Source organism: Paenibacillus shenyangensis (genome assembly GCF_000346635.1).
GTDB lineage: Bacteria > Bacillota > Bacilli > Paenibacillales > Paenibacillaceae > Saccharibacillus > Saccharibacillus dauci.
Map to the genome: position 1 here is coordinate 1 of NZ_AOIG01000032.1, position 23,954 is coordinate 23,954.

Here is a 23,954-nt window from a genome sequence, read left to right on the forward strand (position 1 = left end):
CTACAAAATAGGGGCTTGACCAGATTGGCAGGTAGGGCTTTTAATTAGCGTCTGAAACCGCAGCAAACTGCAGGATTCTGGAACAACCTCTACTCTTTATTCGGGAATATAAGGAAGGTCCAGCATCTTCGGCACATTGATCACATGCTGTTCCGTATACGTGCGGATGCCTCCTACGCCGTATTCACGGCCGATCCCGGACTGCTTGAAGCCTCCGAAGGGGAACCGAACATCCAGCCCCTGTACGGCAGCGGTATTAATCATCGTCGTTCCGGCTTCGAGCTGACGTGCCAGGAGAATCGCATCTTCTTCTTTCCCCCACACCGAACTCGTCAATCCGTAGATGCTTTCATTGTGGAGATGGATTACCTGCTCTTCATCGTCGAACGGCAGAACCGGAACCGTAGGGCCGAATTGTTCCTCCACGACGATCGGGTCATGCACATTGCATCCCAACACAAGCGTAGGCTGCAGATAGTACCCTTGGTCGAACAGCTTCTGATCCAAAATTGTGCCGAGTGGAATGACCTTCGCGCCGCGCTGCTTCGCGTCTTCGACCAAACTCTGCACGTACTCTTTTTGCTTCAGGTTATTGACCGGACCTACCGTCGTATTGTGATCGAACGGATCACCGATACGAATCCAGCGATTGGCCGCCTCGATATATTTTTCCACGAACGCATCGTAGATCGAACGGTGGACATACACGCGCTTGGCGATCATGCAAATTTGACCTGTCGTCAGGAAATTGGAAACGACGATCCGGCGCATCGCGCGCTCGTCGTTCACGTCAAAGCTCTCCAGGAAGATCGCCGCGTCATTGCCGCCGAGCTCAAGCGTCATATCCTTGATCGTGTCCGAAGCTGCTCTAATAATATGCTTGGCCGTCTCGGTTCCGCCGGTAAAAGCGATTTTCGTCACGTGGGGATTCGTCGTCAGCTCCACGCCTACATCCGCAGCTCCATGAACCACGTTGATGACACCCGCAGGGAATTCACCTGCGATAATCTCAGCCACTTTCGCCGCCGCCAGCGGCGCATACGGACTTGGCTTCAGCACAATCGTGTTGCCCGCCAGCAAGGCAGGAGCGATCTTGATCGTAGACAACGCAATCGGATAGTTCCATGGACTGATCGCCGCCACCACGCCGATCGGGTCATACGACAGAATCGTCTTGCCGTGATCATGCTCCTGAATTTCATCCTTGAGAGCCGCTGCCGCTTCATTGCAAACAAACTCCATCCACATCAACGCAACATAAATTTCACCGTGTGCATCATACAGCGGCTTGCCATGCTCTCTGGACAGCAAATGTACAATTTCGTTCTCGGCTGCTCTGATCTTTTCGATCGCTTTGCGCATGCTCGCAACGCGCTGCTCGATATCGGTTTTCTTCCATGTTTTAAAGGCTTCTGCGGCGGCTTCAATCGCTTCGACAGCTTGTTCTTTCGTCGTCACAGGGAAATAGCCAACGATCTCGGCTGGATTAGCCGGATTCTCTTTGGTGGATTGGGAAAGGGACTTTACATTCTGGCCATTGATCAACGCTTCAACCGTAACGATATTCGAGGCCTGATGGTCTGCTTGAATTGTCATGTTATAACCCCTTTTTTATCTGAATAAATGGATTATGCCCATACCTCGTCTGCAATTTCCTTCACGTAACGAAGCTTACGCCATTGCTCGTCTTCTGTTAAAATATTGCCCTCTTCTGTAGACGAGAATCCGCATTGCGGGCTCAAACAAAGCTGCTCCAGAGGCACATACGTAGCCGCTTCGGCAATCCGGGCTTTGATGTGTTCTTTATCTTCCAACTCGCCGGTTTTGGATGTGAGCAGACCGAGCACGATTTTCAGATCTTTGCGATTCACATGTTTTAATGAATCAAAGCTGCCGGAGCGCTCGTCGTCAAACTCCAAAAACAATCCATCTACGTCCAAGCCGCCGAAAATCACCTCAGAAGCGTAATCATAGCCGCCCGTCGAGAAATAGTTCGATTTGTAGTTACCACGGCAAATGTGCATCGTCACTACCAAATCCGCCGGTTTATGAGCCAATGATTCGTTAATCATGCGCTGCATCGTGTGCAACTCTTCCGCGGGCTCCAACCCTTTGGCGCGCAGCTTATCATGCCCTGCTTCCGAGAAAAGGTCTGCCCATGCGGTATCGTCCAGTTGCAGGTAGCGACATCCTGCGTCATAGAACGCTTGGATCGCTTTTTGATACGCTGCAATTGTATCCTGCAGGAACGCCTCGCGATCCGTATACACATTGGCACCGTTCTCCAGGCGATATAGCAGCATGTTCGGACTCGGAATCGTCTGTTTCGCTACGACGTCACCTGCATGCTGCTTAACGAACTTGAAATCCTCCAGGAAAGGATGTGTCGAGAAATCGACTTTGCCTACAACGCGAATACCGCCTTTGCGCGTTTGCATATTGTGGAATTGCGGGCCGTCGATCTGTTCATACAACTCTACGCCGTCCAGACCGCCCAGGAAATCAAAATGCCACCAGCTTCTGCGCAGCTCACCATCCGTAACTGCGAGCACGCCGTTTTCCTTCTGCTTTTCAATGATACGAATAATCTCTTGATCTTCTACAGCTCGTAATTGCTCATGGGTGATGCTGCCTGCTTTATATTGTTCACGCGCCTGACTCAAATTGCCAGGACGTAAAAAGCTACCTACATGGTCATGTCGAAAGGGAATCATATCACTTGCTCCTTCTGCCTTTTTGTTCTAATGAGTATAACATGAGGGAAGAGGAGTTCTGTCATATGAAAAAGGTATGTCTGGTCATATGTTGGAGCTATAGCCAAGAGATTCATTTCGCATTTGCAACATCCGCTATTTCATGCTTGCTCAGCCTTTGATTTAAAAATGAATATTCGGATCACGATGAGCAAGAACGCAAGCGTACAAAACAGTACACCGCTCCAGACGAGCTGCTGCGCGCCCAATCGAGAAATAAACATACCTCCGACCCATGTTCCTAACGTAATGCCTACATTGGAAAAAGAAACGAATAAACTGTTGCCGAATTCGGGAGCTTCGTTCGCATCAGTCATCAACAAGGATTGACTTACAATCAGTCCTCCGGCATGAACAGCGCCCCACACGAATACGATGACCGTCATCGGCCAAAAATAAGAACCTCCGTAATAAGCCAATAAGTAAACGGCCGCGTACACGAGAGGAAACAGGATCACCGTTCGGGTCAGTTTTTTGTTCAGCAAAAAACCGAACAAGAAATTCCCTACAATCATCGTAATCCCGAAGATCATTAACATCAGGCTGATCCAGGTCCCGTTCATATGCGTGACTTCTCCCAGATATTCGGCAAAGTAACTATAAACCGAACTCATCGCCGTAAAAATCAGGACTACGATCAAGATCGTTAGCCACAATTGAGGTTTACGCAATACGCCGAGCTGCTTGCCGAAAGACATTCTTTCTTTTATAGGCATCGAGGGCAGCCAGACCAGTATGTCTGTAAAAGCAATGATGCTCACTGCCGCTCCGAACAAGAAAGCGACTTCCATTGAAATTTTTGCAGCGAGATAGGAGGTGATCGGAACGCCGAAAGCAAATCCGACGGTGACTCCGGCCATCACCTGGGTGATAGCTCTGCCGATCTTTTCGGGAGAAACCAGACTGGCTGCGGTCGCAAGCGCTATCGAAAAAAAGATTGGATGAAAAAACGCCGGAATAACCCGGAAAGCCAGCATCACTTCGAAACTCGACGTATACGCATACACCCCATTAGAAACGGCAAACATCAGGATCGAGAACAGCAGGATCGTTTTTCGATCCATGCCGGAGGCTAGCAGCATGAGAAACGGGCCCGATACGGCGACGATCAGAGCAAATGCGCTCACCAGGTAGCCGGCCTGCGAGGGCGTGACGTGAAACTTTTGAGCAATTTGAGGAAGAACGCCGATCATGCCCATTTCCGTCGTGATGATGCCGAATATCCCTAAAGCCATAAAAAAGATCAGCGAAGCATAGCTGTTTTTCATTACTCGTGCCTCCTTTGGCATATAAAAAAATGGCCTTCGGTGGGAAGACCATTTTTCGGAATCAATTAAGATCGGTTTGAGATGACGTTGTCCAGAAATTGATCCGCGTCGCTATTGAACTTCCAATTCACGCCGAACTGATCGATCAGCGTTCCGAAGCACGAAGACCACGGATAAGCCGATAACGGCATGGTGACATGACCGCCGACGGACAACTCTTTGAAATACTGCTCCAGTTTCGACTTATCGTCCATGACCAGACTGATCAGAATATTGTTTCCTTTCACCAGCTCGCCTGTCACCGATTGCATGGAAGGCAAAATGTCGGATATCATGATCTTCCCGCCTTCGAACTCGATCGAAGACTCCATAATCATCTTCAACTCGTTTTCGGGCATCGGATAATTAGGGTCTTGTGGAATATCCCCGAATCTTACCTTTTTAACTTCGGCTGCTTGGAAAGCCTCCGAATAAAATTCAATCGCTTGTTCTGCGTTTCCGTCAAAGTTCAAATACGCGATAGCCGACATATGATGTCTCCTCCTTTTCGTTATGGTTGTAGTATAATTCATGAAGGGTGACAGCTGTATGTCACCGTTCTATACTCATCAGAAAAAGAGGGAGAACCCATGGACAAGGTTGAACGATTAATATCGATCATTATGATCCTGCTGAAAAAAGATATCGTTTCGACTACAGAATTCGCGCAATTATTCAACGTTTCCAAAAGAACGATTCTGCGCGATATGGAAATGCTGAGCGTATCGAATATCCCTATCTATTCGGTTATCGGAGTAAACGGCGGCTATGGCAATATGGATGAATACAAAGTGGATAAACGTCTCCTGAGCAGCGCCGACTTGGAGAATATATTGACGGCGCTTAGCGGTTTGGAACAAATTCTGATCAGCGAAGAAGTCGAAGTGACGATCAGAAAAATCGAAGCCATGGTGAGCCCATTAGCTCCCAAAGCTTCGATTCATCTGTCTTTTTATGATTGGGAAGGCCGGTCCGAGATTCGTCAAACCCTGAGAACCTGCCAAGAAGCCATAGTAAAGAGTCGATTGGTTTCCTTCGATTACATCGATAAAAACGACACGGCCACCAAAAGAATCATTGAGCCTTACCAGCTTCATTTTAGCGAAACGAGCTGGTATCTGAAAGGATTCTGTTTGGAGCGTATGGGATATCGCACGTTTAAGCTCTCTCGGATGGATGATCTTGCGATGAGCGATCAGACGTTTAGCCCGAGAGAGGATTTCTTGGAGCAAGAAAGGGAGTCCGATTACCGAGCGGAACTGATCGAAGTCAAAGCCTTGATCTCCCCTAGCGTAAAAGATCAGTTTATTGAAAGGTACGGACGAAAGAGCATTGAAAACTATAGTCCCGAATATTTAATGGCAACTATTCAAGTTCCTCAAAGCAGTGCGGGATTTCAATTTCTGGCGAGTTTCGGAACGAATCTCGAGATTGTAGAGCCCAGCAGCTATATCGAAAGTTTTCGGGAGTTTTTAGCTAAAATGATGGGGAAGTATAGATGAATGGCTGCGCATTACTCTTCCATAAGCATTTGCTTCAACTGAATAACGGCACTTCTTAACTCCTGTTCGTGTTCCAAGTAACCGCACAGGGCCTGAATAAGCGATTTCTTGGGCTGAGACTGAGAGATCTCGGTCTCCAACAGTCGAACAATCTCTTGCAGCTCCTGCTTTCGAGCGAGCCCGCCAGACCACGCTTCAATCCGCGCCATTACCCTGCTCAATCCTTCTTCGATCCTTTTTTGCCTATCGTTCATCCAGTCCTGCGAATCCGGATGAATGAATGCTGCGAAAGCCTTCGGTCCAAGTAGTCCTTTGGAGCCCGAATCGGACATATGTTCAACGAGAGCATCTATTTTGTCGACAATGAACCAGGCTGTATCCTCAATCGACAGCTGCTTCGCCTCGGAGATGAGGCGCTGCAGATAATCCTTCAGAATCGCGCGATAGATGAATACAAGATCCCATAGAAAAGGTTCGATTCTCTCTCCATAAACATCAAGCAGCCAAGATTTATGCCCCTCCATCATCCGGGCACGCACATGGTTTCGAAGCGAACGGAAATTGGCATACTGCGTAATCGGCAGCTCCACAAAGTCGACCATGATATGCCGGTATTCCATAAAATACTGAAAACGAAATACGATTTGCTTCACAAGTCCTTCCTTGGGCGTGCCTGTCCAAGTTCGTCGGAGCTGTTCCGCCTGTTCAAAATAAGCCGTTTGGCAATCGTCGAAAACTTCGCATAACAGGTCTTCTTTGGAAGGAAAATATTTATAGACCGAGCCTTTTGCAATGGCACAGTCTTGAGCAATTTCTTGAATGGAAGTGGCCATGAATCCTTTTTCTTGAAACATCTTGGCAGCCGAACGAATAATATCCTGTTTGGTCACGCTCATCTTCACATACCCCCGCTTGACATTTTTAAACCCATAGTACAAAATCATGAACAGGCAGTCAAATGACCTTATGTTTAAAATATAATACTACCGGTCATTTAAGAAAACTCGATTTCTGAATAGGAGCGTGAGTGATCTTGGAAGAACTTTTGTATTCATTTCCCCGGACGGCATTGATCGTAATCGATTTGCAGCAGTGGCTGGGGAGCCATTACGCGCCTCACTCAGCAGAGCAAGTTGTCACCCGTGCCGCCGCCATGGTCCAAGCCTTCCGCGAGGCAGGAGCATTCGTTGGACTCGTTCGTGTATCTTCAAAAGATTTTAAAGACATGCCGCGTCCGCTCCTGGATCAGGCTCCTCCTGCTCTTAATCTGATACCTGGTTGGGACGAAATCGTGCCGGAGATCGGGGTAACGGATAGTGATCACCTCATTACGAAACGTCAGTGGGGAGCCTTTTACGGAACAGACCTGGATCTGCAGCTGCGCCGACGGGGCATTACGACCCTTATACTCTGCGGCATCGCTTCGGGTATCGGCGTCGATACCACGGCACGCGAAGCCTTTGCCCACGGGTATCAAGTGATTTTTGCAACAGATGCCATGACCGGCTTCAGCCAAGAAGAACATGACCATGTGGTTCACACGATCTTTCCGCGTATCGGAAGACTACGCTCGACCGAGGAGATCCTCGCCTGCGGTGCGCTTCAAATCTAAAAAAAGGACTGCAGCAGGCTTAGGGTAAGAGGCCTGCTGCAGTCCTTAACAGTAATTGCATTATGTTCGGCTCCGATCTCCGTTCTCCAGCAGATCAAGCAGCAACCCGGAAAGCGGAGCCGGAACTTGTACATGCTGCGCCGCCGACAGCAAGAGGCCGACATCTTTCTGCGGAATTTTACTGTGGGATATAGAGGACTTCTCGGCGATCATTTTGCCTTAACTTTGATAGATCGGGGCGGTAAACAGCGTGCTGGTCAGCATGTTAACGGCTGCTGCGGGATCAACTCCGCCACGCTCGGCTATTGCTAATGCCTTCCAGCGAGCGTGCGGCAGAGACGATCAGGAAGTTACCGATCAGTTTGACGAGCACGGACGAACCGCTTGCTGCGCTCCTTGGGCGACGAGCGGTTGCGCTTTTTCCGGAGTACGGTTGTATACGGTTAACGCATAGCCGGCTTGCAGCAGATTGACGGCGACAGGCATACCCAGAGATCCAAGTCCGATAAATCCAATGTTTTCTCGCATGAACGTAACCTCCCTCGCATGTTAACATCAGGGGTTTAAAATATAAAATGGCTATAACTATCAAATATGATTAAATTCCATCCTTATACCTATTCAGCCGCTGCCTCATTCCGGCAATTATGGCTTCCATGACGAGCAGATTAGGAATCCAACAAAGCCAAGCGACAACCCGAAACGCTGCCTCGAAATCGCCAAGCAGAATAGCCAACGGCGCTAAAAAGATTCGAAGCGTGACCGCTGAAAAAGTAAGCGCGTAACTGCGAAGCATCCATTCTTTATGAGCATGGATGTCTTTGGCCATAATTTTTCTCGTTGCCGTAATCGTAGTCCCTACCCACAATACATCGAGCGACATAAACCCAAGACTGGAAATCCAGCCTCCTGTCGCAAAAAGGGATAAATACACACTCACGATCCCACTAACTACAATCGAAAAAACATATCCATACCCGAATAGGCGATGCCAACGTCTTCTGGTATGTGTTGGCTTTATAAATAGTTGAAAAGGTCCTATGATCAGGGCAAATATCGCGGTAAAAATATGGATGTATAACACATACACCCATGGTTGGAGTTCAAAATCCGGCTTTTGCAATTTGAAAGAGACCAGTCCAGCATCACTCGCTTGAAGAACGCCATACTGAACCATTGCGTATCCGGCAATCGAAAATGCGAGAATGAACACGAGTGCCCGAATCATTTTACTTGTCATATTCTCAAAAAGCTCCTCTCCTATCGGTAGGATATTTACTCTAAGTATAGGGGAGTAAATACTGTAGTCTTTGCCTTTTCTGTTAAAGTTTTTGCCTGATTCAACAAATTCCGTCATTTAATAAAGAAAAATCCGCAAGCTTCATGCTCGCGGAAATTGAAAATTCGTTTATGTGTGCGTTTCACTTCAACTGCTGCTAGTCTTGATGCCATCTTGTGATATCTCTAGCTGGAAGGGCTGTTTGTTGTCAGAATCATAGTTCTAGCATATTGTGCAGTCTCTATCTGTGCATTAATTTTCAAAAGTTCACCCTACTTATGATACGGTTTAGCTTGACGGGGCTATCGGTGAAAGATAACAAGGAATTTACCTAAACAAGCGTAAAGAAAATGATGGTAAAAGGACTTGTTCTTCAGAATTAGCAATTAGCAGTAATTAGCAGTAATTAGCCGTTTCTGCATTTTGGGGACTAGCACATACTCAGGGGATTTAAGCGCTTATAGAGCTGCACAACTTGCGCTGCTACAGATTCAATATCTCTATCTATTTCATCAAGTACATAAGATTCCAATACTCCCATAGTTGCCGTTCCCAAAAACTTTAAAAAAATATGTCGATCGATAATTGGATGCGAATCCTGGTCAATCTTTTTACTTATCTCCCCCATAGTAAAAGACAATAGTTTTTTGCGAAATGATGAGGCATCTCTGCTTTTAAACAATGCGGCAAAAAATAATTTATGCTGCTCAAAATAAGAAAACCATAAGATCGAGCCTTCTATAATTCCCATTTCTTTTTTTTGATCGCATATTTCTCGCAGCTGTACGATATGGTCATCTATAATCCTGTCTAACAAATCATACTTATCCATGTAATGCAGGTAGAATGTTTTTCGAGCAATATTGGCTTCCTCCGTAATATGTTTAACCGTAATCTCGTCAAACCCTTCCTTATTCAACATTTGCAAAAAAGTCGATTGAATGCCCTGTCGAGACTTTAGAATTCTCCGATCTATTTTATCCATACGGCACGCATCTCCTTTACTTTATACACAATGAAAACAATATGCGTATTAATACACATATTGCGTAATCTGGTATTGAATCAATTGTACTTTCACCTTACTGTAAATATACATAAGACAATTAATACACACAAGTGTATTTAAACGCGAAGGAGATTTTAACTATGATAGTTATTAAAAAGAAAGTTAAATTTCGTGCCCATGGGCTACATGTGGCAGCAATTCTAAATATACCTAAATATGCTGAAGAGAAGAAACAAAACCCAGCCATTGTTTGTGTTCATCCGGGCAGCAGTTGTAAAGAGCAAACAGCGGGCATTTATGCAGAGAAACTTGCTGAGCGAGGATATGTGACGATCGTATTCGATGCATCTTATCAAGGGGAAAGCGAAGGCGAGCCTCATTATGCCGAATACCCAGCCGCTCGTGTTGAGGATATTCGGTGTGCGGTTGATTACCTCACTACCCTAGAGTATGTAGACGAAAATCGTATTGGCGTGTTAGGAGTCTGTGCGGGAGGCGGATATGCTGTAAATGCTGCAATGACAGAACGCCGCATTAAAGCAGTTGGTACAGTCGTCGGTATTAATATTGGTCGGGGCTATCGCGGTGAAGGCGATCCGATAAAAATGTTAGAGGCCGTTGCTCAACAGCGCACAGCTGAAGCGCGCGGAGCCGAACCTATGGTTACACAATGGATTCCTAATAGTCATGCTGAAAGAGAAGAATCCGGTATGACGGATATTGACCTTGTAGGAGCAGTTGATTACTATAGAACGCCAAGAGGTCAGAATCCTAACTCTCCAAACAAATTGAAATTCACCAGCGTGGACTCGGTAATCGGCTTTGATGCTTTCCATTTAGCAGAAAGTCTGTTGACTCAACCTTTACAAATCATTGTCGGCGGAGTACAAGGAGCGTATGGTTCATACAAGGATAGCCATGAGCTTTATAACCGAGCAGCTTCCGATAAAAAAGATTTGCTCATTATAGAAGGGGCGAGCCACTATGACCTATACGACAGGCCAGAACCGGTGAGCAAAGCCGTTGAAAAATTAGGTGCTTTCTATCAAGAAAATCTATAGTAATTCTGAAAATGAGGGTGTCTCGAACGACACCCTTTCGATATTTTCCCTCGAGGTTCCAATGCAATTCATACTGTCATCAGATCCCGGGCGTGTATCATATACATGATTCAAATGCCGTTACTTATGATACGGCTCTCCTCGGTTAATCTTCACCGCCCGGTAAATCTGCTCCACCAGCACCAATCGCATCAGCTGATGCGGCAGCGTCATCCGACCAAAACACAGCTTCTGCTGCGCACGCTTCAGCACTTCATCCCCAATCCCATGACTACCACCAATCACAAATACAATATGACTGCTGCCATACGTACCTAATTTATCAATCTCGGCTGCCAGATCCTCGGAGCTCCACAGCTTGCCGTCCAGCGTCAGTGTAATTACATGCGCATCCGGCTTGATCTGCGCCAGAATTCGCTCGCCTTCTTTGTCTTTCACAATCCGTACTTCGGCATCGCTGAGTGTATCTGGTGCCTTCTCGTCACTAACTTCAATCACCTGGAACTTGATGTATGGCGTCAGCCGCTTGGCGTACTCGGCGATTCCCTGTACGAGGTATTTTTCCTTGAGCTTACCTACTCCAATAATCTGTATGAACATGAATAATTTCCTCCTGAATACTACTGCTTTGTCGTCCGTCGCTGGAACTCACATGTTATTATCATACCAGATATCATGATAGAGTCTGCTAATATCCTCTTTCATCATTTCAAAAATCATGTCATACTTTATTTTCTGAGTTTTATTTTGAATAGATACTTTATTCTATGTAGACTATTTTAAGATCTATTTACATAAGGAGGCTTCATATGATTATAGGAGTTATCATTTTTTTTATTATAGTAACCTCTCCAATCTTGTATCGTCAAAATCGAAGAATACGTCTATTGGAAGAACAAGTACGTGCAATGGATGAAAAAAATAAACCTTATTATTAATATATAGAATCTTTATCCATCTTCTACTCAGCAGGAATAAAAGTCTAAAAGAAAGAGACCTCTCAATAACAGAAGGGTCTCTTTCTTCTTTAAATATACTATCCTATGTTGCAAGCTCTGTCAGACGTCAGATCGTCTGGGCAGCAGGTTGCACAAATGACTTAGATCAGTTCTGCAAATTTCAGAATCCGCTCCATCAGAGCAGCAGTCTCTGCACGAGTTACAGCGCCTTTGCTATTCAGCATACCGGCTGCATCTCCCTGCATGATGCCTTTCTCTGTCGCATAACTTACGTCCTGCTTGGCCCATCCGGAGGTTTGAACGCCGTCCTTGTAGCTGTTCAGTGCTGTTGTACTGCTGGCGGATGGGTTAATATCGGCTAGTCGGGCTGCACGGATCAGGATGGAGATAGCTTCCTGACGGGTAATGGTCTTGTCAGGCTTGAACGAACCATCGGTATAGCCATTCAGCAGGCCATACGCAGATGCTGTGCCTACATATGGCGTATACCATGTACCACTGGCTACATCGGTAAAGGATTTGCCTACTGCATGATCATCCTGAAGTCCAAATGCACGAACCGCGATCGCGGAGAATTCAGCACGAGTAATCTGGCGATTCGGATCAAACGTCGTCTCATTCATGCCTTCTACGACGAGGCGAGAAGCCATGTTATCGATAGCAGCCTTGCCCCAATGATTCGTCACATCATCGAATGTTTTCTCGTTCCAGATCAATGCATACGTTCCATTGCTCACCAGACTGTTGATCTGGGCATAATATTGACCATCAATACGCACAACCTGTGTTGGTACGTGCATGAATGAGGTCTGGTTCTCATCGTAAATGATACCTGTTGTAATACGATTCGGATCATAACCTGCTGGCAGCGGAATCAGACGCTGTGCATATTGTTCAAAGTTCGGAACCTGTGTCTGTTCTCCATTGTACGTGGAAGTCGCACCAAAGTTCATCGCCGGGCCGACCAGACTTACCTTTTTGGATGCAGCTGTATTCTGGATGCCTTGCTCGGCTGAAGTCGAAGCTGCTGATACAGTGACATTCAGATGCAGCTGGGACAGGCTGGCTGCTGCATTATTTTTGACGATAAGTTCATTTACACCAAGCTGCTTGGCTGGCAGAATATATCTTCCGGTTGGTGATTGCAGCTCGATTGCGCCATTTTTGTTATCCAGCCATTTGGCGATGGTACCATCCAGCTGGGTATGGGTCTCATCCGCATTTTCATCGGAATGAATAACCAGTATGCTGCGGTTGGATTTTTCCAGGGATTCAATCGCTTTCTCACTATCCACTGCGATCGTAGCTGTCTTTTTGCCGTCTTTTTCCTGTTTGATTAATGTAGCGATCGGTTCGCTTGTAGAAGGATCGGCAATCACCACTTCAGGAGGTGCAATCGGCTCAGGATTAGGTTTGGAAGGTACGGAGCCCCCGCCTCCGCCGCTGGTCGTATTATTATTTTTGGAGTCATCTTTTTCGGTTACATTGACCCGAATAGTGAATGTTTTGCCTGCGTATTCAATCGTAATGTCTGCACTGCCCTTGGATCTGCCCGTGATAACACCATTGCTGTCGATAGTAGCGATTCTCTCATCGGACGATGTGTAGTGAAGACCACTGGTGATGACTGCATTGGTACCATCATCGTACACCGCACGCGTTACAGTAGATTGGGTCGTGCCTTTGCGAAGTGTATAGGATTCACTGTCTACAGACAGATTTACAAGCGTCGGTGGCATAAAGTATACATTTACTGTTACCTGTGCTGTTAGACCATTGTACACTGCTGTTACGACCGTATTGCCTTCAGCTACACCTTTTACCAGACCTTTGTCATCGACCGAAGCGATCTCCGGTGCCTGAGAGCTGAATGTCACACCATCTGTAATGGTAAACAGGCTATTATCACTTTCATAGACGGATTGAGCGACTGTCTGATGAGTCTCGCCCATTTTCAGGCTGTAATTGTAGCTGTCGAGCAGTAGTGGGGACTTCTTCTTAGTCATGAAGCTGACATTGTCACCATAAGCGACGTTGCCATAGACATCAATTGCATACGCGCGATACGTATAGTTGGTATCCGGCTTCAAATCGGTAACATTCAACGTATAGCTACCTAGCTGATTATCCGGTGCTGCCTGGCGGGTGACCAGATCGCCATCATTCAGTTCAATCCCTGCATATTGTACAGGAGATTTACCTGCAGATAGCAGTTCGCCGGACAGGGAAGCGGAAGTCGAAGTGACTTTCTCTACGATTCCTGTTTTTACTTTTGGCAGATTCTGCAGAATCCAGGTATCCCGTGGAAGAGCAGATACTCCCGATGTGAATCCACCAAACATCACGATCTTGCCATTTTTGCCATCGTAAGCGAGAGCCAGATGGGCATGCGAGGTGAAGTTACTTTGTAAAGACTGCTTCTCCCACTGATTGCCATCCCAGATCCATGTGTCATTCAGGGAAGTACCACTACCGTCGCCGCCAGCCATAATGATATGTGAGTCGTCAAAGGCCATACCGCCTCCGGCTCTTGCCTGTGGTGTATGACTCGCTGACAATGTATGTTTGGTCCAACTGGAACCATCCCATGTCCAGGTATCATTATAAAATGTATTGTTACCTACACCACCAAATAATACGGTGTTCTTGTGAATCGGATCATAAGCCATCTGACCAAATGATCGGGCAGAAGGTCCTGTATTCATACCTGCCAGAACCCAGTCTGTACCGGTCCAGATCCATGTATCGCTATACTCGTTGTTATTGCTGTCCAATCCGCCAAATAGCAAGATATTGGTCCCGCCGTTATCATCTGGAGCCATCGACATATAAGGTATACGGCGTACACCTGGATTATGGGCTGTAAGAAGCTTCTTCCAATCAGTTCCCGTCCAAGCCCATGTATCGGTTCCTCCACCATCGCCACCATACATAATCACTTGGTGGCTATTCGGATCATAAGCCATACCGCCTCCGCTGCGAGCAGGAGGTTTAGTCGCTGTAGTGAGCTTTGTCCAGTTCTGGCCATCCCATTTCCATGTCTCACCCGACCATACACCGGATACCAGACCACCGAACAGAATAATATACTTATTGACTGGATCATAGGTCATCAGTGGTGCTGTTCTGCCTGTGGGATAAGTAGTAGGCTTCATTTGTACCCATGTATAGTTTGAAGAATAATCCACACTTGCGGATTCAGCGGATACGCTTGTTGTCAGACCTACTGGTGTTGTGCATACAACAGCAGCCGTTAACAGCATAATAGCTGATTTTTTGAGCACCCCTAATCGTTTCAAACCAAAACCCCCGTTTATTCACTTAGATAGTTACCAATTAAATATCGGAGGAATCTATGTAAATATTTAATTTTTTCAAAAAATAATTAAAAACTCCCTCCACGCTGACTGAATGGCAGTCGGCCCGGAGGGAGCACTTGTGATACACGATTTTCTTCCTTTTATTATATCGAACATTTGTTAAATGAGCTGTATAGGACTTACGTATGAATTGTAAAATATATCCTCTAAATCTAGTTATATACACCAGAAATCTGTTTCGCTAATATGATTTGACTACCGGCGTTCACTCCCAATTTACTTACCGGCAATCGCGTTAGCAACCAGCGTCGCGAATACTTTGGCACCTGACGGATTCACATGCACGCCGTCGGTCGCGAAGAAGCTGTCCTGTCCCTTACTCGCCGAATACCAGTCTACAACAGTAATGCGCGAATCTTCCGCAGCTACTGCGTTGATCGTATCATTCACGAGCGTCTCCCATGGACGTGGCACCCGTGTATTGACCAGGATGATCTTCTTCGCATCGCCCAGTTCATCCAGTAGACCTTCCAGCTGTTCCCGGGTAAAGGAACCATTGGTACCGAGCTCGATAATCACCTTGGAGCCCAGGTGACCACTGCGGCGCAGCTGCTGGATTTCTGCCGGGGCTTCGGTCATCTGGCGACCTACCCGGCCATCGATCGTAATACCCGGCATGACTTCGCTCAGATGACGGGCAACGTCCAGCATAACCGAATCCCCAATCGCAGTTACTCCGTCGCCAGAGACGATTTTATCCAGCACTTTCTTGTTCACCGCAGATGCAGGATCAGAAGAATTCTGCTGGGAAGCCGACGCCAGCTTGCTCGGCTGACCGGAAGTCGATTCCTTGGTACTGCCCGAATTCAGGCTGCTCGATCCTGTCGTTCTGCCGGAGGATGGCTTGCTCGTCGGTTCAGCGTTACTCTCGTTAGACTTGTTATCCGATGAGTCGGCATTTTCTTTGTTACCGGCATCCTGTCCAGCTGTGCTGTCCTGAGAAGTAGTCTTATCTTTGGGCTTCACAGTCTCTGCTACTTCCTTGGGCATCTTGTCCGTCTTCGAGTCGGACTTGTCTTCGGTAGAAGCAGGCTTGCCGACGATGAACACGGATTGCGGCTGCTGCGGATCGACTTTGGGTGCCGAACTGGAGACGACATGTCCCAGCACGAGTGCCGATACGACGAACAGCATGGCAGCACCGCCGCCGTAGATCAAGGCGCGAGAATTGCGCCATTGGCTGCGCTGTGCATACGTGCGGTTCAGCACCTGACGGAAGCCGTTTTTTCGAATCGGCTCTTCGACATATCTCCAGCTAAGCTCGGCCAGTGCCAGACTGACTGCCACCTGGATAATGGCTCGCAGAATCGAAGGCTCCTCCGTGCTGACCTGCGGCGTACTGAGCGTAATAACGGGAAAATGCCACAGGTACAGACCGTAGGAGCGCTTGCCCAGCCAGCGCAGCGGCTTGCTGCCGACGATAACTGCCAGGCGGCTCGCCGGATGAGCTAGTACAGCGATTAGAATCGCGGTTAGGATAGCGATGAGCAGCATGCCTCCGCGATACAGGAACGGCTGATATTCATTCGTATGCCAGACGAGCCAGATCAGCACCAGCAGAGAGATGGTACCTATTCCATCGAGTACATTCCGTGCAGGAGCAGATACGCTGCTTTTGAGCTTCATGCTCGGCCAGACAATCGCCAGCGCCGCCCCGATCAGCAGGGCGAATATGCGCGTATCCGTTCCATAATATACACGGCTAGGATCTTCACCCGGCACATAGATGACGGCCATGAGCAGTGCCGAGATAATGGACAGGCTGACAATCCAGCCTGCCAGATTACCGCGCTTAGGCAGGAATTTCAGTCCAAGCAGCAGCAGGAACGGCCATAACAGATAGAACTGCTCCTCTACGGCGAGTGACCAGAGATGACCGAGTGGTGAAGCCGGTCCGAAGCTCTCAAAGTACGATACTTTATGGAAAATAAACCACCAGTTGCTCACATACAGCAGGGCTGCCGGAATATCTCCAGCCAGCGCGCTAAGTCTGGAGTGGTCGCCGATCAGACACCAGACCGCTACTACGGCGATCATGACGAACATGGCCGGCAGCAGTCTGCGTGCGCGGCGAATCCAGAAGTCCTTCATGGCAAAGCGGTGATGGCGTTCCCACTGCCCAGCCAGAATATCCGTGATCAGATAACCCGATAACACAAAGAAGATTCCAACACCCAGCAGTCCGCCGGGTGCCCAATCGGTATTGAGATGATAAATAATAACAGCCAGTACGGCGAATGCCCGGAGGCCATCCAGCCCTGGCATATAACGGTGTTGCTGGAGCGGCTTAGGCATATACCCACCGCCCTCTATGTATATTGAACCCGGTATGTCCGGAGTACCTTTCCCTCTGTTGCTGCGGTTCCTTTTTGTTCATTGTGAGCATTCCATACCTGATGTCTATCATTATTCCTTTCCTTTCCCTGGGCATTCTGATTCTGCATACTGACGCGCATAAACCGACATGTCCCATTATATCCAAGTATTCTGCAGCAATCGTCTCAAAGCAGTTAAAATTGGTTTACAGCAAAGTCGTAAATGAAAAAAAGCCTACGGCTCTGAGGGCAACAAGAAACAAGGACCGCGATATCCGGTCCTTTCCCCTTTGTTCCGTCATGATCAGTACGCGCTAATGGAATGTCTGGCTGTTATATAGTAGTGTAAGGCATTCGTTATCTCTCTGTATCAGCTTGACCCGTCTCTTCTGTCTCCATTCTTGGAGCAGGCAAAGACGGGCTGTGTATCATCCGGAACGATCCGGCAAATCAGACGACCAGAAACTCACCGTGCTGATCGCAATAAATACATTTGGCGGGCGGGTCCCAGTCCGAGAATTCGGTTTCTTTCAGATCTACGACATCCGGAGCATCCTCGAATTCATCGACGAAGGCTTCCAGTGCCTCTTCCACATGATCTTTGCATACGACATACATCAATAGTTTCAAGCTTCCTTTCCGGTGTATCCTGAGTTGTTATTTATGATTATCCGGCTGGGACTCCAGAGTGACGCTGACCGTCTTCTTGGCTCCACTGCGGTAATACGTGATTTTGAGTGTATCTCCGGCTTTTTTGTGGTGATACAGATATTTGCGCAGTTCCAGCGTAGAGCCGATTTTCTCGCGATCCAACTGGACAATGACATCATCGGCTGCCAGCCCCGCCGCTTTGGCAGGTCCGCTTGCTTCGACGATCACTGCACCCTCTTTGACATCATCGGGAAGTTTCGGCTTTTTGGACTCCGTTTCTTCTTCGTCATACGATGGATAGGCATATTCATTATCCAGATCGATACTGTAGACACCGAGATACGGGCGATTGATTTTGCCATCTTTCATCAGCTGCTCGGCGTTATCCATCACTTCGTTGATCGGAATGGCAAAGCCCAGTCCTTCGACACCGGTATCGGCAATTTTCATCGTGTTGATCCCGATCACCTGGCCGCTGAGATCGACGAGTGCGCCGCCGCTGTTGCCTTCATTGATCGCTGCATCGGTCTGAATCACGTTCTGTTCCCAGTCGTAATTGCCATCCTGGTTAAGCGATACGGGGATGAGCCGGTTGTCATAACTCACAATCCCTGATGTCATCGTACCATTAAACCCGAGCGGATTGCCAATAGCCAGCACGGTCTCGCCCAGCTGTAGCTGATCCGAGTCACCAATCTGGGCGACGGTATCCACATCTTTGGCACTGACCGACAGCACAGCGATATCGCTAATAAAGTCGGCACCCACTACCGTAGCCTTCAACATTGTGCCGTCTGTTAATACAGCATCCACTTCGTCGGCATCGGAGATCACATGGTTATTGGTGACAATATAGGCTTTGCCGTCTTCTTTGCGGAAAATAACGCCAGAGCCGAGCGCTGATTCATCCAGTGCAGGCGGCGTATCCAGTTCCTTTTCCCCATTTCGGTAATTCACTATGCTGACTACCGCAGGACGTACCTGCTCGGCAACCCGGGTCAGCTGCTCATAAGGATTGCCTCCGGTCTGCTCCAGTGGCAGCAGACTGCTGGCTGATGCCGAAGCAGGGTAGCTGTTATGATACCAGATCAGGGCTCCCAGTACGGCGAATACGGTGACTGCACTCGTCAATGCACTGACCAGCACGATCTTCAGCATGGACGATCTGCGCGGCTGTACACGAAACGAGCGGGGAACCGGATAAGAAGGTGGAAGCGAAGCCTGGCGCCGGGATTTTCGCGGCACTTTGGTGGAATAGAAATCATCATCAAACAATGCCATGCTCATCGCCCCTCTGCGTTCTTCTGCTGTGCTTTATCTATTACCTGCGGTTCCCTGCTGTTCAAACGCCGGATTATAACATTTTCTCCGATATATAGGTTTCGCTGAGCATATCCCACGGTGTAGGCCGATCATAGTACGTATCACACAGCTGGAATTCGCTGTCTTTGAAAAAGCAGCCTCTGCTCTCCATCGCATCTCTCACAGTCATCTTGGCAATTTCCATCATGTTATGGTCCCGGCTAAGATGCGCCAGATACGTGCGCTTCATTTTTTTGCAGAGCAGCTCACTGAGCGCTTCTCCGGCTGCATCATTGGACAAGTGACCTACATCGCTAAGGATACGCCGCTTGGTGTTCCACGGGTAACGTCCCATGCGCAGCATTTCGATATCATGATTGGCTTCCAGCACGAGCACGTCCGAGTCGGAGATACTCTGCATCACCTTGTCGCTGACATAGCCGAGATCGGTCGCCACGCTGAGCTTCTGATCGCCATCCCGGAAAAAGTAACCTACCGGTTCAGCCGCATCATGCGAGATGCCGAATGACTCGATTCGCAGCGAACCAAAAGTCAGAAAGTCTCCCGTCTGCATAATCTGCTTTTGCTCGGGGGTAATTTTGCCGACTGCCCGTTCGATAGCCATCCAGGTCTTCTCGTTGGCATAGATCGGCAACTGATATTTGCGCGCGACTGCGCCCAGTCCTTTGACATGATCAGAGTGTTCGTGAGTGACCAGAATGCCGCTCAGTTCCTCTCCGGTCATCTCCCGCTCGCGCATCAGCTCATCGATCCGTCTGGCACTGAGGCCGGCATCGATCAGAATTGCCGCGTCTTTGTTGCGAACGACAGTCGCATTGCCTGTTGAACCACTCGATAATACTGTAAATTGTATACCATGTATGCCTATCATTTATGTCTACTCCTCATTTTCTGCCGCCGGGGATCTCATGACTTCCCCGTTTATTCCCTGTACATAATAGATTTCGCCGCTCTCCAGTACGATTCTCCAGACCGGTTCAGCTTTGAACCGGCTGCTGTCCAGCGGCTGTCCATAGAAACCCAGCGATATATCTTTAACTACCGCGTTGTCCGGCAGTTCTTTTTCAATCAAAGTACCTAGTGCTACGGAAGCCGACAGAATCTCCTGTCTTGGCTGTCCTTCATTCTCGCCATCCACCATCAATTGCGGGGCGGTATAGGAAATAATCTTCTGATTACTATAATACAGCTCCAGATTCGCATTAAACAGGGGTAAATCGTTATTTATAAGCGGATGCATCACAAAAATGCCTTCTTCGGTAATAAACGGATCATATTGATACTTGTTGATATTCTGAATCTCGCCATTCAGCTGGTTTTTCAGCTCGTCTTCATTGAAAATAAGCTGGCTGTCCACCGGACGCGACAGCTTCATCGGCTGCTGCACCGCCGGCGCATTGCTGCGATAGATCATTTCCGGCAGAATCGGAGTTTCCCTCGGAATCTGGGCGGTCACCTGCACATGCTTGTTCTCCAGGGCCCGCTGTGCATTTTCACTGAGGGAAGCGATATCCAGATTGGATTGGGCCTGATCACGTATATCCATCCAGAGCTGGTAACCCAATATGATATTCAGCAGTAAAAAGGCGCTGATCAGTACACTTTTGGCTCTTCCCCAATCCATCTTGGACCTCCTCTTCGGTTACAGTTTGTGATTTGACTGAATAAGCTGATGCGTCCCATCCTGCAGCTCTACCATCCATACCGGTGTCAGTACCACGACGCCGTTGCCCAGTGTTGGACGATAGGCAGGAGACAGATTGCGAATCGTCTGACCGGCTGGAATCTGCTGCTGCAGCAAATGGGTCAGCTGCTGGCCTCCAGGCAGAATCTGAATCTGCGAATTGGACGATAGCGGCTGATCAGCCAGCTGCTGATCGGCTGTCAGATACAGCAGGGAACGCTCATAGGAAGATACGGTATTGTATTCGACCATCAGCCGCATATAACCAAATCGGAGCTTATCTGTATCCATAATCGGATACGAATGATAGTACTGACGGAACGTAAAGCCTTTTTTGTTGTCTGTACTGCTCATATTCAGCATATACGTACCCGGCCACCCCCCGTGCTGATTGACGAATTCGACAGCAGACAGCACATTATCGACTACACTGTTCGTGCCGGTTGTCGGTGCTGTCGGATCGGTATAGGTCATCCATCTCTGCTGCGTATCGACCTGCAGACTGCGCTTGCTGTCCGTATAGATTTCCGTACCGTTCTCTTCGTTGATATTCCGAGTCGCGCCCGGATCAAAAAACAGATTGCGCTGCATCTGCTCGGTTGTCAGACTGTCCAGCTTGAGCGTAACGGTCGGAATACTCAGACCGGTCTGGGGAACATAATACCCACCTGTGGCATACTGATAGTTGATACCATTTTCGCCAATCAGTACATGCTTCAGTACATCCTGGCTGGTCCACTTCATATCAGTCGCTTCATAGACCACATCACCACCGGCACTGAAAAAGAAAGCACGCGGCGTATTATTTTCGGCAGCGTTATAGATAAGGATACGATTAACGGCATCTCCTTCGAACAGGGAATCCGGATTCAGATTCATGCTGCGTTCCAGCAGGCTGACGGGAATTCCACTGTTAAAGGTCAATTCGATCCCGGCTTCACTGCGGATCATATCCCAGTCCATACTCTGCAGCGGCAGACGACGGAATTGTCCAAAGCTGCTATTTTTGAGATCGGTATAGATCGAATTGTAATTGGATGAAGAAGGATAGAAAATCGTATGTCGATTTCCCGATTTATGAATAATCATCTGATCCGGAAACACGAGGTTCTCGACATCTGATCGTGGACCGATATCTTCTGCCTGTACATAACCGGCTTCCGAATTGGCGACCGAGTCGGCACCCGGCATCCGGTAGATCAGAAAATAACTCTGGATCAGACTGAGCACAATCAGAAGCATGAGTGCACATGATTTGATGTTCTCTCTCAACTCATACCCTCTCCTTCCTCATGCAGCGGCAGCATAACGGTCACAGTTGTGCCCTGTCCAAGCTCGGAATCCAGCTCAATCGTACCGTCATGAGCGCGTACCATTTCCCGGGCAATAGACAGACCAAGTCCGGTACCGCCCATATTGCGGGAACGGGCTTTGTCTACCCGATAAAAGCGCTCGAAGATCCGTCCCAGATCCTGCTTTGGAATACCGATACCGGTGTCCTCCACAGATAACGCCAGCATGCCATCCTCTGTACAACGCGCTCCCAGCTTGATACTGCCGCCGTCAGGCGTGTATTTGAGTGCATTGGAGACCAGATTATCGAGTACCTGATCCATCTGATCCCGGTCGATCCATACACTGCCTACTTCCGGCTGCATATCGATCGATGAACGAATATCCTTTTGTTTCATTTGTACAAAGAAACGATCAATTGTATCCTCCAGCAGCTCCAGTACATCCGTACGCTGCTTGCGCATCATCGCTTCGCTGGAATCCAGACGGGAGAGATGCAGCAGATCACTGACGAGCCGGATCATGCGCTGGGTCTCATTGCGAATTACACCAATAAAGCGTTCCGCGAGTGCACGTTCATCCAGTGCCCCATCTTCCAGTGCTTCGGTGTAGCTCTTGATCGTCGTAAGTGGTGTACGCAGCTCATGCGAGACATTGGCAACAAATTCTCTTCGTGCGCCTTCCAGCTTCTCCTGATCGGTCACGTCCTGCAGAACGGCTATTGCACCTGCAATATTGTCTTTGCGCCGGTGAATCGGACTGAATGTGACACGTATGATCGAAGTATTGCCTTCTTCTTCCTGTCCCATTTTCAAAATGACATGACGCAGCGTACCAGCCTGCAGCTTGCTGCGATCCTGTTCGGATAGTGGCAGCAGTTCGATCAGCGTTTTGCCGGTAATGTCCTGCTCGCTCGTATCCAGCATGGCACCTGCCACCCGGTTCACCAGAATCACACAGCCATGTTCATCGGTCGCTACTACGCCGTCGCTCATATTTTTGAGAATAGAAGCCAGCTTGTCTTTTTCCTCTTCATTCTGGGCCAGCGCATCCCGCAGGCGGCTGGTCATATAGTTAAAAGCTTCACTCAACTGCCCGATCTCGTCATTGCTGTATACCGTCATATGATGGTCAAAATCACCCTCAGCCACCTGTTTGGCACGCCGGGTCATTTCCTTGATCGGCTGGGTGATCGTATGAGCCAGAATCACACCGAGTACGGCAGTCAGCGCCAGTGCGATCAGCAGCCCTGACAGGAAGATCCCATTAATCCGCTTCATCGTATCGTACAGATCGGCCATCGACGCGACAATATAGACGGCACCCACTGTACGGTTGCCGCTCATAATCGGCTCGGCCACGACCCGTTTACGTTCGCCGGTCTCGTCGATAATATATTCTTCATTATCACTGATTCCCTGCAGAGCGCGGCTGACTACGGTCTGTGTATTACGTCGGGCTTCCGCATTGGAATCGGAATCCAGCGAAGAAATGACGATCCGTCCACTCACATCCAGCAGCTGAATCTCCTGAATCTCGGTACCGCTCATATTATAGAGATTGTCTACCATCAGTTTCAGATCGCTGACCGAGTTCGAGCCAGTCTCTCCGCTGCCGGACCATTTGTCAGCTGCGAGTACAGACAATAGCTCGGCACGTTCCTGCAGATCCTGAGTAAAGTTGCTGGTGAGGGAATTTTTCATTGAACTTACAAAATAGACACCGATCAGCTGCATCGCAATCAAGATGAGCAGCACATAAATAATGATCAGCCGCGCCTGAATCGTGCGGCTGAACCCTGGCAGCAGCCGAAGCCTGCGCTTCAC

20 protein-coding genes are annotated in these 23,954 nt (G+C 48.4%); 3 read left to right on the plus strand and 17 right to left on the minus strand.

Annotated features, from left to right (window positions below; translation table 11 throughout):
- Positions 1 to 96: 96 nt before the first annotated feature.
- From H065_RS0122700 to H065_RS0122715, 4 genes are all read right to left on the minus strand, one after another.
- Positions 97 to 1,596, minus strand: coding sequence for an aldehyde dehydrogenase family protein (locus H065_RS0122700; protein WP_017815398.1), 1,500 nt, complete (start codon positions 1,594 to 1,596; stop codon positions 97 to 99).
- 32 nt (positions 1,597 to 1,628) lie between these two features.
- Positions 1,629 to 2,714 (minus strand): 5-methyltetrahydropteroyltriglutamate--homocysteine S-methyltransferase, encoded by a 1,086-nt coding sequence (locus H065_RS0122705; protein ID WP_017815399.1) that lies wholly within the window; start codon positions 2,712 to 2,714, stop codon positions 1,629 to 1,631.
- A gap of 140 nt (positions 2,715 to 2,854) precedes the next feature.
- Positions 2,855 to 4,021: an MFS transporter gene (locus H065_RS0122710; RefSeq protein ID WP_017815400.1), complete on the minus strand. Its 1,167-nt coding sequence runs from the start codon at positions 4,019 to 4,021 to the stop codon at positions 2,855 to 2,857.
- A gap of 65 nt (positions 4,022 to 4,086) precedes the next feature.
- Positions 4,087 to 4,551, minus strand: coding sequence for a VOC family protein (locus tag H065_RS0122715; protein WP_017815401.1), 465 nt, complete (start codon positions 4,549 to 4,551; stop codon positions 4,087 to 4,089).
- 99 nt (positions 4,552 to 4,650) lie between these two features.
- Between H065_RS0122715 and H065_RS0122720 the strand changes: the two genes are divergently transcribed.
- On the plus strand, positions 4,651 to 5,562 hold the full coding sequence (locus tag H065_RS0122720; RefSeq protein ID WP_017815402.1) for a helix-turn-helix transcriptional regulator: 912 nt from the start codon (positions 4,651 to 4,653) through the stop codon (positions 5,560 to 5,562).
- An 11-nt stretch (positions 5,563 to 5,573) separates the two neighbouring features.
- Here the strand turns inward: H065_RS0122720 and H065_RS0122725 are convergent, their stop codons facing one another.
- Positions 5,574 to 6,458 (minus strand): TetR/AcrR family transcriptional regulator, encoded by an 885-nt coding sequence (locus H065_RS0122725; protein WP_017815403.1) that lies wholly within the window; start codon positions 6,456 to 6,458, stop codon positions 5,574 to 5,576.
- A gap of 137 nt (positions 6,459 to 6,595) precedes the next feature.
- Between H065_RS0122725 and H065_RS0122730 the strand changes: the two genes are divergently transcribed.
- Entirely contained in the window at positions 6,596 to 7,174 is a 579-nt protein-coding gene (locus tag H065_RS0122730; protein ID WP_017815404.1) for an isochorismatase family protein, read from the plus strand.
- A gap of 357 nt (positions 7,175 to 7,531) precedes the next feature.
- Here the strand turns inward: H065_RS0122730 and H065_RS28395 are convergent, their stop codons facing one another.
- The 3 genes from H065_RS28395 to H065_RS0122745 all read right to left on the minus strand — a co-directional run bounded on the left by H065_RS28395 (position 7,532) and on the right by H065_RS0122745 (position 9,438).
- On the minus strand, positions 7,532 to 7,702 hold the full coding sequence (locus H065_RS28395; RefSeq protein ID WP_017815406.1) for an NAD(P)-binding domain-containing protein: 171 nt from the start codon (positions 7,700 to 7,702) through the stop codon (positions 7,532 to 7,534).
- A 70-nt stretch (positions 7,703 to 7,772) separates the two neighbouring features.
- The gene (locus tag H065_RS0122740) at positions 7,773 to 8,531 is read right to left on the minus strand and encodes a DUF2306 domain-containing protein (protein WP_017815407.1); all 759 of its coding nucleotides are present in this window, start codon (positions 8,529 to 8,531) and stop codon (positions 7,773 to 7,775) included.
- A 352-nt stretch (positions 8,532 to 8,883) separates the two neighbouring features.
- Complete coding sequence (locus tag H065_RS0122745) at positions 8,884 to 9,438, minus strand: TetR/AcrR family transcriptional regulator (RefSeq protein WP_017815408.1); 555 nt, start codon at positions 9,436 to 9,438, stop codon at positions 8,884 to 8,886.
- Positions 9,439 to 9,602: 164 nt separating this feature from the next.
- Between H065_RS0122745 and H065_RS0122750 the strand changes: the two genes are divergently transcribed.
- Entirely contained in the window at positions 9,603 to 10,523 is a 921-nt protein-coding gene (locus H065_RS0122750; RefSeq protein WP_017815409.1) for an alpha/beta hydrolase, read from the plus strand.
- Positions 10,524 to 10,643: 120 nt separating this feature from the next.
- Here H065_RS0122750 and rlmH read toward each other — a convergent pair whose 3' ends face one another.
- The 9 genes from rlmH to walK form a co-directional block, all read right to left on the minus strand.
- The gene (gene rlmH / locus H065_RS0122755) at positions 10,644 to 11,123 is read right to left on the minus strand and encodes a 23S rRNA (pseudouridine(1915)-N(3))-methyltransferase RlmH (protein WP_017815410.1); all 480 of its coding nucleotides are present in this window, start codon (positions 11,121 to 11,123) and stop codon (positions 10,644 to 10,646) included.
- A 499-nt stretch (positions 11,124 to 11,622) separates the two neighbouring features.
- Positions 11,623 to 14,781: an S-layer homology domain-containing protein gene (locus tag H065_RS0122765; protein ID WP_017815412.1), complete on the minus strand. Its 3,159-nt coding sequence runs from the start codon at positions 14,779 to 14,781 to the stop codon at positions 11,623 to 11,625.
- A gap of 297 nt (positions 14,782 to 15,078) precedes the next feature.
- Entirely contained in the window at positions 15,079 to 17,157 is a 2,079-nt protein-coding gene (locus H065_RS0122770) for an acyltransferase family protein (RefSeq protein ID WP_017815413.1), read from the minus strand.
- Between the two features lie 470 nt (positions 17,158 to 17,627).
- Complete coding sequence (locus H065_RS27535) at positions 17,628 to 17,795, minus strand: CxxH/CxxC protein (RefSeq protein ID WP_017815415.1); 168 nt, start codon at positions 17,793 to 17,795, stop codon at positions 17,628 to 17,630.
- 39 nt (positions 17,796 to 17,834) lie between these two features.
- Complete coding sequence (locus tag H065_RS0122785) at positions 17,835 to 19,109, minus strand: S1C family serine protease (RefSeq protein ID WP_017815416.1); 1,275 nt, start codon at positions 19,107 to 19,109, stop codon at positions 17,835 to 17,837.
- A 73-nt stretch (positions 19,110 to 19,182) separates the two neighbouring features.
- A complete protein-coding gene (locus H065_RS0122790; protein ID WP_017815417.1) occupies positions 19,183 to 20,022 on the minus strand; it encodes an MBL fold metallo-hydrolase in 840 nt (279 codons plus the stop codon).
- A gap of 6 nt (positions 20,023 to 20,028) precedes the next feature.
- A complete protein-coding gene (yycI, locus tag H065_RS0122795; protein WP_017815418.1) occupies positions 20,029 to 20,775 on the minus strand; it encodes a two-component system regulatory protein YycI in 747 nt (248 codons plus the stop codon).
- A gap of 18 nt (positions 20,776 to 20,793) precedes the next feature.
- Entirely contained in the window at positions 20,794 to 22,107 is a 1,314-nt protein-coding gene (locus H065_RS0122800; RefSeq protein WP_017815419.1) for a YycH family regulatory protein, read from the minus strand.
- On the minus strand, positions 22,104 to 23,954 hold the full coding sequence (walK, locus tag H065_RS0122805) for a cell wall metabolism sensor histidine kinase WalK (RefSeq protein WP_017815420.1): 1,851 nt from the start codon (positions 23,952 to 23,954) through the stop codon (positions 22,104 to 22,106). The genes H065_RS0122800 and walK overlap by 4 nt, the downstream gene beginning before the upstream one ends.